We start from the raw sequence: 8,120 nt of genomic DNA, 5'->3' as shown, positions 1-8,120 counted from the left end.
AACCTCAGAGTTTTCCCCGACGAAGCCGGTAAGTTTAACCTTTCCCTTCTGGATGTGAAAGGAGAGGCCCTCGTAGTCTCCCAGTTTACCCTCTACGGTGACATAAGGAGGGGTTTCAGGCCAAGCTTTTCCGAAGCTGCCCCTCCTGAAGAGGCCGAACCTCTCATTGAGAAATTCATCCAGGCCTTAAAAGAAGAAGGAGTTCCGGTGCAGAGCGGAATTTTCGGGGCCATGATGCTTGTGGAAATCCACAACGATGGGCCGGTGACCATTATTCTGGATAGGGATTAATGCCAGTAAAATTCCCTCGGCTGGCTTGCGGGGCTGAGCTCCACCATCTCAACCTGGCCATCAAGGGTTATATGCTTCTTGACGATGATCACATCCCAGCGGAAAAGCCTGGGGGAGGCCTCAGCTGGCGGGGCCAGATGGGAAGGTAAGAGAAAACTTGTAGTCTGGGTCCAGTAGAGCTCTTCCTCGCTCCAATCACGGCTGTTCCTGTCCTGATATTTCAACCTTACTACAAACCATTCGTCCTCCTCAAGGGTCCAGAGACTTGTCCAGCTCAGAACAATTTTAGCTTCTGGCCCCTTGTAAATTGCTCCCTCGGCTGGAGTTAGGGGTATGGGGGCAGGGTATTCTGAAACTTTTTCCGGCCCCCCTATCATCGGAAGGACGGGGGCTGGAGAAGGGGTCAGGGTGGGGATTATGAGCACTTCCCCTTCTCTGAGGACGCGGGGCTCAGGAATCCGGTTGGCTTCCATCAAGGCTTTAACGGGAACTCTGAACATCACAGCAATGTCTATTAAACTCTGCCCCCTCTGAACAGTGTAAGTCAACGGCCGGGTTGAAACTTCGGGAACGGAAGGGGTTGGAGTTACGGGTATAAGCAGTTTTTCTCCCTCCCATATGAGATCTGGGCTCTGGAGATTGTTGGCTTTAACGATGGCTTCTACGGTTGTGCCGTAGCGCGCAGCTATGGCCAGCAGACCCTCATCGGGCTGAACGATGTGGATTATGTAAGCTGGGGTTGGTGTTGGAGTAGGGTGGGGCTGGATGAAAGGTGTTGGATAAGGGGTGTAAGTTGGAGTAACGGTTAAAGCAGGAGTGGGGGAGGGCGATGGAGATTGAACAATTCTGGCCGAACGTAAAGGCAGGCGCCCCGGGGACAGAAACCATGCCCCCACCAAAGCAACCACCAGGATGACCACGGCCAGATCTGGCCATGGGATTGAAAAATAGCGGCCGTCAAGGGGAGCCCCACACATGAAGCAATCTCTGGCGTGTTGGGAAACTTTTGCCCCACAGGATGGGCAATAGCGCCTTTTAGGCTGGGGAAGAGGATTACCACAGTTAGGGCAGAGGGTTTTTCTTCCCACTTCTTCCCCGCATACCGGACATTTCATAGGGCCTTTCTCCTCAGGAGTTTTTTAGGGGACAAAGTCCAGCTTTTTCCTCCGCATTGATATGCTCTGAGCCAATCCTTCTCCAGCGAGAAAGGTGAGCAGGGCGCTTCCTCCTGAGCTTATGAAAGGTAACGGGATTCCAGTAACGGGCATCAGTCTCAGGTTCATCCCCACATTCACCATCACCTGGAAAAGGATAATAACCCCCATGCCCGTAGCGATGAGGGCTCCGAACTTGTCCCTGGCTTTGGAAGCGATGAGGAAGAAACGCCATATCACCGTAAAGAGCAGAAAGAGCACCAGAACTGCTCCCGCGAAGCCCAGTTCTTCACCTATAACCGAGAAAATGAAATCCGTATGGCGAACGCGCAAGAACTGAAGCTGACCTTGGGTTCCCTTGGCAAATCCCTTGCCGAAGAAGCCTCCTGAACCGAGGCCGATAATGGCTTGCTGAAGGTTATAGTTGGCTCCTGGATCCAGGTTGGGGTTAAGGAACAGGAGGATGCGTTTGCGCATGTAATCCTTCAGGGAAAACCAAATAAGAGGCGATAGGAGCAGGCCCGTAAGGCCCAGGATTCCCAGGTGGCTCAGCCTCGCCCCTCCCTGCCAGGCCAGAGCAGCCCACATCACCACCAGAACTATAGCCGTTCCCAGGTCGGGTTGAAGGTAAATGAGCACGACCGGAATGGCTACTATAACAATTGAGACAAGAAGGTAACGGAACTCTCTTATCTTTTCCCCGAGTCTGGTGAAATAGGCGGCCAGAACGATCAGGATAAAAACTTTGCTGGGTTCTGACGGCTGAAATGTTATGGGGCCCAGGTTAAGCCAGCGCTGTGCCCCGTAGATGGTTTCCCCTTTGAAGAGCACAGCCACGAGTAAAAGGAGGGATAGAGCGTAAAAGGGCCAGATAAAATGCTCCAGCAGGCTGTAATCAAGGGCCGCCAGAGCAAGCATCACCCCCAGGCCGATGGCTCCGTAGATTATCTGTTGGATGTAGAGCCTTTCCAAGCCTTCCACCCCTCTCGTGGCGCTGTAGACCATGGCGAAGCCGACGAGCATCAAGACCAGGGTGGCGGCTAAAAGCCAGTGGTCAAAATCACGCCATTTAATCATCGTTAAGCTTCCGCTTCACCCCTTTTATCGGGACGGTGGCAACGAGCTGGGTGTGCTTTTCTCCTATTTGCAGGCTCAATTCCGCTTTTTCCCTATCCATTTCCAGGTATTTTCCTAGCGAGGTGAGGAATGCCTCCTTAATTTCTTCCATGAGGCCCGGAGAAACCTGAATCCTGTCCTGAACGAGCATGAGCTTGAGCCGCTCTTTGGCTATTTCACGACTGCTTTTGGAGCTCCTTATGTTGAAGAAACTCATTTTGCCCCCTTTACCTGCGGCGTAGCCATCGGCCGAGAACGTTCAGAAGGTTTTCTTTTCCCCTGAGGGAGGGGAAAGGAACTTCCTCTCCCAAGAGCCGGCGAGCCATGTCTTTGATAGCCTGCCCCGAAGGGGAAGAAGTGTTCAGCACAATGGGAGTCCCTTTGTTGGTGGCGACTATTACTTCTGCGTCTTCCGGAATCACTCCTATAAGGGGTATGGCCAGGATTTCCAGCACATCCTCCACTGAGAGCATATCCCCCCGCTCCACCATTTCGGGCTTAATCCGGTTGATTGTCAGCTTTATGGATTCCTTCCCTGCGGCTTCTACGAGGCCTATGACTCTATCGGCATCGCGAACCGCCGCCACTTCCGGAGTGGTGACTATGATAACTTCATCAGCTGGAGCGAGGGCTGTGCGGAATCCGTGCTCTATGCCTGCCGGAGAATCCACCAGGATGAAGGAGAAATCCGGACGCAGTTCATCGCATATCTTTACCATATCCGCAGGCTGCACGGCTGTTTTGTCCCTGGTCTGAGCCGCCGGAAGAAGGAAGAGGTTGTTGAGCCTTTTATCCCGGATCAGAGCCTGGCGCAGGCGGCATCTCCCCTCAGCCACGTCTACCAGGTCATAGACAATCCGGTTTTCAAGGCCCAGCATAACGTCCAGGTTCCTTAAGCCAATGTCCGCATCAACGGCAACCACCTGATGGCCAGCCATGGCTAAAGCTGCTGCCAGATTGGCAGTTATAGTGGTTTTCCCAACCCCTCCTTTCCCGGAAGTTATGGTTATAACCCTGCTTTCCATGCTGAAGCTCCCCTCAAATCCCTTCATTCGGCCTCAAAGCTTTCAACATAGAATTCTCTCCCTCCATTCACCTGGAGGTAAGGGCTCCCGCACTGGGGGCACCCTTCAGGTAAAGGGAGGCCAACCTCAAACTGATGTCCGCAGTTCAGGCAAAGGGCTTTACCCTTCCGCCGGTGGAATACAAGTTTGGCTCCCTCCGCTATGGTTCCCTGGCTAAGAATGTCAAAGTAAAACTGGACCGAATCGTCCACATAGCTGCTCAATTCGCCGATAACGATGTCTATTGTCAGTATGCGTTTGGCGCCGATTTTTTCCGCTTCCTCCAGGACAAGGCTCAGAAGGCCCTGGGTCACTCCCAGCTCATGCATCTATTTCACCTTGCGGGTATAGTCGGGAAGGAGGATGGGGGACTCCACCCCAGGCTCAATGCCTGCTTCCTTAAGCTCCCGAATCCACTGCCGGACGTGGTCCAGGGTGAGCCGGCCAAGCTTCACCTCTTTGCTCCGGAGTGCTGCTGAGGTGCCTGCCCTCCTGCCGAAGACCAGGACATCCAGCAGTGAGTTGCCCATGAGCCTGTTGCGGCCGTGGACCCCACCCGTTACTTCTCCAGCAGCGAAAAGGTTTGGCACTACTGTGGAGCCATCGGGATTATATTGCAGGCCTCCGTTCTGGTAGTGCAAGGTTGGGTAAACCAGGATGGGTTCCTTTGTGATGTCAATGCCGAAGCGTTTGAACTGGCGCACCATGGCCGGCAGTTCCCTTTGGATGGTTCCAGGGCCGTGGAGGATGTCAATCATGGGGGAGTCAAGCCAGACCCCGCAAATCCCGCTTGGGGTTCTGATCCCTTTCTTTCTCTCCACGCATTCCCTTATAATCGCGGCCGATTCCACGTCCCTTGGTTCCCTGGGGAAGACAAACTGCTCCCCGTCCACATTAAGGACCTGGGCCCCCAAGCCCCGCACCTTTTCCGTCACCAGAAGTCCGACAAGTTGCTCGGGGTAGGCAGCGCCAGTGGGGTGATACTGCATTGTGTCCAGGAAGATAAGGGGCACGCCAGCCCTGTAGCCGATTACCAGGCCATCGGCGGTGGCGCCATAGTGGTTGGTGGTGGGGAAGCCCTGGTAATGGAGGCGGCCGCTTCCCCCCGTAGCCAGGACGGTGCACCTGGCTTTAACTACAAGGTGCTCTCCGGTTTCCAGGTTCATCAGGATGGCGCCAGCGCACTGCCCGTTTTCGTCCAGGAGAAGTTCTATGGCCGGGGAGAATTCCAGAACCGTTATATCCTGGCAGCGATTTCGCACCTCATCCCTGAGGGTGCGCATGATTTCAGCGCCAGAGTAATCTCTGGCGGAGTGCATCCTTTTGCGGGAAGTTCCCCCACCGTGCTGGGTTCGCATTGTGCCATCGGGCTCTTTGTCAAACATCATTCCCAGGTCTTCAAGCCACTTTATGACGAAGGGGGCATCCATCACCAGAATCTCCACCAGCTCCGGGATGTTGACAAAGTGGCCTCCTCCTACCACGTCAAGGTAATGGATGGCGGGGGAATCGTTGGGCTTATCGGCGGCCTGGATTCCCCCCTGGGCCATCATGGTGTTGGCATCGCCGAAGCGCAATTTGGTGGCCAGGAGGACCTTTGCTCCGTGTTCCTGGGCCATAAGGGCAGCGGCGGCTCCTGCTCCCCCTCCGCCGATCACCAGCACATCTGTCTCGTAATGCACTTCAGAAAGATCAAATTTATCGGGGTCAATCCGGGGCTTGCCTTCCATTACATCTGCCAGTTCCAGGGGCATGCGCTGCCCCTTGCTCACCCCCACCCGGATGGGGCGCATCTGGTCTTCAATGTAATCCGGATGGAACCTGCTCAGAAGTTCCTGTTTTTCCTGAGGACTCATGGGAGGATAATCGTTATGGAGGCGGTGAGGCCTTGTGGCCTCCACTTTCTTTATGGATTCCCGCATCTCAGGCGTATAACTCATGAAAGCCTCCTCTGCAAGATTGGAAAATATTATACCTTAATTTCCCGCATAAGCCCAATCACCCCTCTTCCATCAGCCTGCCTGAGACTTTTCCCGCGGGCCCCAGAGCCCTTAAAGGATTTTTCAGGCCGCCAGCTTTTCTTTATAATCTCTCCGCCAGCGCCCATAGAGCGTCAAATACTCTATTTCTCACCTCTGCTTCTTCATCCTTCAGGGCTATAACGAGGGCTTCTATAACCCCGGACTCCGCCCGACCAAGCTCACCAATGGCCCAGGCTGCTCTGATGCGCACAGCCGGGTCCACATCTTTTAAACCCTTGATGAACAATTCCTTAACATAGTGGGCGTAACGGGTGGTTCCAAGCATTCCCAGAATGAGCCCTGCCTCTTCGTTTAATCTTCGGTAAGGGGAAGCTTTCAAGAGTTCCCAGAATCTGTCAAGGACCGAATGAGCCAGTCCTCTCTCTACCCAGACATCGTCGGCCAGTATGCGGGTGGCCAGGAGCAAGGGCCTGTGCAATATTTCCTTGAGAAACACATCTGCTTCATACACTTTGCACAGGAAATCGGAAGCCTGGGCCTCAGAGAAGCTCCCCAGCCTTGCTGCCGTGAGGAGAACCACTTCTCGCCATCGGGAAGAAAAAAGGTGGGGTCTGAGGAGTTCATAGGGTTCCCTCTGATCCACTGCATAGCAGGCAATCAGGTATTCCTGGAATGATAGATACATAAAGCTGAATTGCCCCGGGCCTTTTTCCACCATAAGGCCCATCTGCTCCCGCATGAGGTCCACGAATTCAGCCGCCAGTCTGCGGGCTGTGTGAGGTCTAAAGCCATCCCGCTTTAGTTCTTCAGCTATCAATACTTCCAGTTTCTCTCGCTCTATGAGGCCACCGGGGCAATTTTCCTGCATCCAGAAAGCTACCGGGCCTAAGATCCGTACCATTTCCTGGGCATCCAGCCTTCGCTCGTCCAGCCATAGCTCTATGGGCTGGCCCGAAAGGCTGCGAGCCAGGTTCCAGGTCTCGGCTAAAGCCTCAAGGCAAAGCCTGTATAACTCCACTCGCTGTTGAGGGAGGCGCGTGCCCTGATGGTGGATAAGGGCCAGAATGGTGAGGAGCAAAGGATTAGTGGCCAGACGCTCAATAGCTGGATGGTTGGTCACGGCCTGAATCAGGTCTTCAGCCCACCTCCGGGCGCGCTTCTCCAGTTCTGGTGGGAGTTTATCTTCAAGGGCTGTACCTTCGTAGGACATGGCCCAGTTTTTGGCAAAGCTTTCTATCTGTTCTCGCTCAAAGGGGGCAATGGTGATGATGGTGAAATCAGGAGGGAGAAGGGCGGTATCGTAACTGGCGATGCGGGAAATAACAATGAAACGGCTGAGGGGATAGCGCTTGGCTAAATTTTCCATTGCCCTTGCTATATCTTCCCGCTCACCCCGGGTCAATACTTCATCCAGGCCATCCAGAAGCACAATGGCTTTCCCTTTTTCTAACTCTGAGAGGAAAAGCCCTGTGAAGTCAGGAAGGCCTTCCTGCTGGAAGCGCCAGGCGATAAACTCCAGCAAGGTGAGGTTCCGGGTGCGTCTGGCCATGCTGTATTCAGCGATGGAGAAGAGGATGGGAGTGCGTTCTTCTTCCCTCATACCCATAGCAAAAGTGAGGGCCAGATGTTTGAGGAAAGTGCTCTTGCCAGAGCCGGGGTTGCCCAGGATTACCAGAAGGCGATAGACTTTCCACGCTTCTTCCAGGGGGACACGGTGCTCTTCAAAGGGGATAACTTTTGGTTCCCTATTTCTTTTCACACCTACGAGGGGGACGAAAAGCCGGTCTAAGGGGAAACGGACAATGTTGCGGACCTGTATTATGCCCCGGAAATCCAGCCGGCGGTAAGAGTTGACAATGTATTCAAGGTAACGCTGACGGAGCTGGTTCAGGGTTTCCACACCCCACAGGCGCAGGGCAGTAATAACCTTCTGCTTTTCCACCTCGTCATCGGGCAGTGTAAGGGGGTGAACGCCCTGAACCCACGCCCAGAAGTCGGGGGCATAACGCATGAGCTCATTTATGAGCTGGCCGGGAAGCCACAGAAGCAAGCTGCATCCACTACGGCCTATTTTCTCGCGCCCTAAGTTCAGGATACGGTAAACTTCTTTGCGAGCTGAAGAGTCAAGCCCCTCAAGGCCAAAGGCAAAGATTGTCCTCTTCCCTTCGCTGGATAGTATATAGCCAGGCAAATTTAGCTGTTCCGGGGAAAAGAGCCATCTTTCCACTTCGCTTTTCAGGCGGCGCTGCAGTTCCAGAGCCAGTGTTTCTTGGTGTTCTGGCTTTTCCACTTGAGCAATCAATATGGAAATCCCCGGTTGGGAGAGCTTATTGGCCAGCAGCTCCAGTTCAGTGTTAAGTTTTCCTATGATTTCTTCTGCTCTCATCCCACGAAGTAATCCTGGGTTTTGCGCAATTCCTCAGTCAGCTTTATAAGCTCAGTGGTTTTGCCGCTAGAACGATGGCCTACCAGTCTGTAACGTTCCGGAAGGCGACGAGGGTCAAGACGCCTGA

The 8,120-nt window shown here is 53.9% G+C and carries 8 protein-coding genes; 1 reads left to right on the top strand and 7 read right to left on the bottom strand.

Going from position 1 to position 8,120, the window contains the following annotated elements; all coding sequences use genetic code 11:
- Nucleotides 1-291 (top strand): D-aminoacyl-tRNA deacylase (gene dtd / locus NZ653_04320; protein MCS7286342.1); only part of this gene is annotated, 291 nt, incomplete at its 5' end.
- Here the strand turns inward: dtd and NZ653_04315 are convergent.
- The 7 genes from NZ653_04315 to NZ653_04285 all read right to left on the bottom strand — a co-directional run bounded on the left by NZ653_04315 (nucleotide 288) and on the right by NZ653_04285 (nucleotide 7,993).
- A complete protein-coding gene (locus tag NZ653_04315; GenBank protein MCS7286341.1) occupies nucleotides 288-1,406 on the bottom strand; it encodes a LysM peptidoglycan-binding domain-containing protein in 1,119 nt (372 codons plus the stop codon). The genes dtd and NZ653_04315 overlap by 4 nt on opposite strands.
- A gap of 24 nt (nucleotides 1,407-1,430) precedes the next feature.
- Nucleotides 1,431-2,522: a rod shape-determining protein RodA gene (gene rodA / locus NZ653_04310; GenBank protein ID MCS7286340.1), complete on the bottom strand. Its 1,092-nt coding sequence runs from the start codon at nucleotides 2,520-2,522 to the stop codon at nucleotides 1,431-1,433.
- The gene (gene minE / locus NZ653_04305) at nucleotides 2,515-2,778 is read right to left on the bottom strand and encodes a cell division topological specificity factor MinE (GenBank protein ID MCS7286339.1); all 264 of its coding nucleotides are present in this window, start codon (nucleotides 2,776-2,778) and stop codon (nucleotides 2,515-2,517) included. Before minE ends, rodA begins: the two co-directional genes overlap by 8 nt.
- 10 nt (nucleotides 2,779-2,788) lie before the next feature.
- Nucleotides 2,789-3,586, bottom strand: coding sequence for a septum site-determining protein MinD (minD, locus tag NZ653_04300; protein MCS7286338.1), 798 nt, complete (start codon nucleotides 3,584-3,586; stop codon nucleotides 2,789-2,791).
- A 23-nt stretch (nucleotides 3,587-3,609) separates the two neighbouring features.
- The gene (gene hypA, locus NZ653_04295; GenBank protein ID MCS7286337.1) at nucleotides 3,610-3,954 is read right to left on the bottom strand and encodes a hydrogenase maturation nickel metallochaperone HypA; all 345 of its coding nucleotides are present in this window, start codon (nucleotides 3,952-3,954) and stop codon (nucleotides 3,610-3,612) included.
- Nucleotides 3,955-5,565 carry an FAD-binding protein gene (locus NZ653_04290; protein MCS7286336.1) on the bottom strand — a complete coding sequence of 537 codons (1,611 nt, stop codon included), beginning with the start codon at nucleotides 5,563-5,565 and terminating at the stop codon, nucleotides 3,955-3,957. It abuts the gene before it with no gap.
- Nucleotides 5,566-5,707: 142 nt separating this feature from the next.
- Nucleotides 5,708-7,993, bottom strand: coding sequence for an NACHT domain-containing protein (locus tag NZ653_04285; protein ID MCS7286335.1), 2,286 nt, complete (start codon nucleotides 7,991-7,993; stop codon nucleotides 5,708-5,710).
- Nucleotides 7,994-8,120 lie beyond the last annotated feature (127 nt).

This window comes from Anaerolineae bacterium (assembly GCA_025062375.1).
Taxonomy (GTDB): domain Bacteria; phylum Chloroflexota; class Anaerolineae; order SpSt-600; family SpSt-600; genus SpSt-600.
This window is presented reverse-complemented; position numbering and strand designations above follow the sequence as displayed.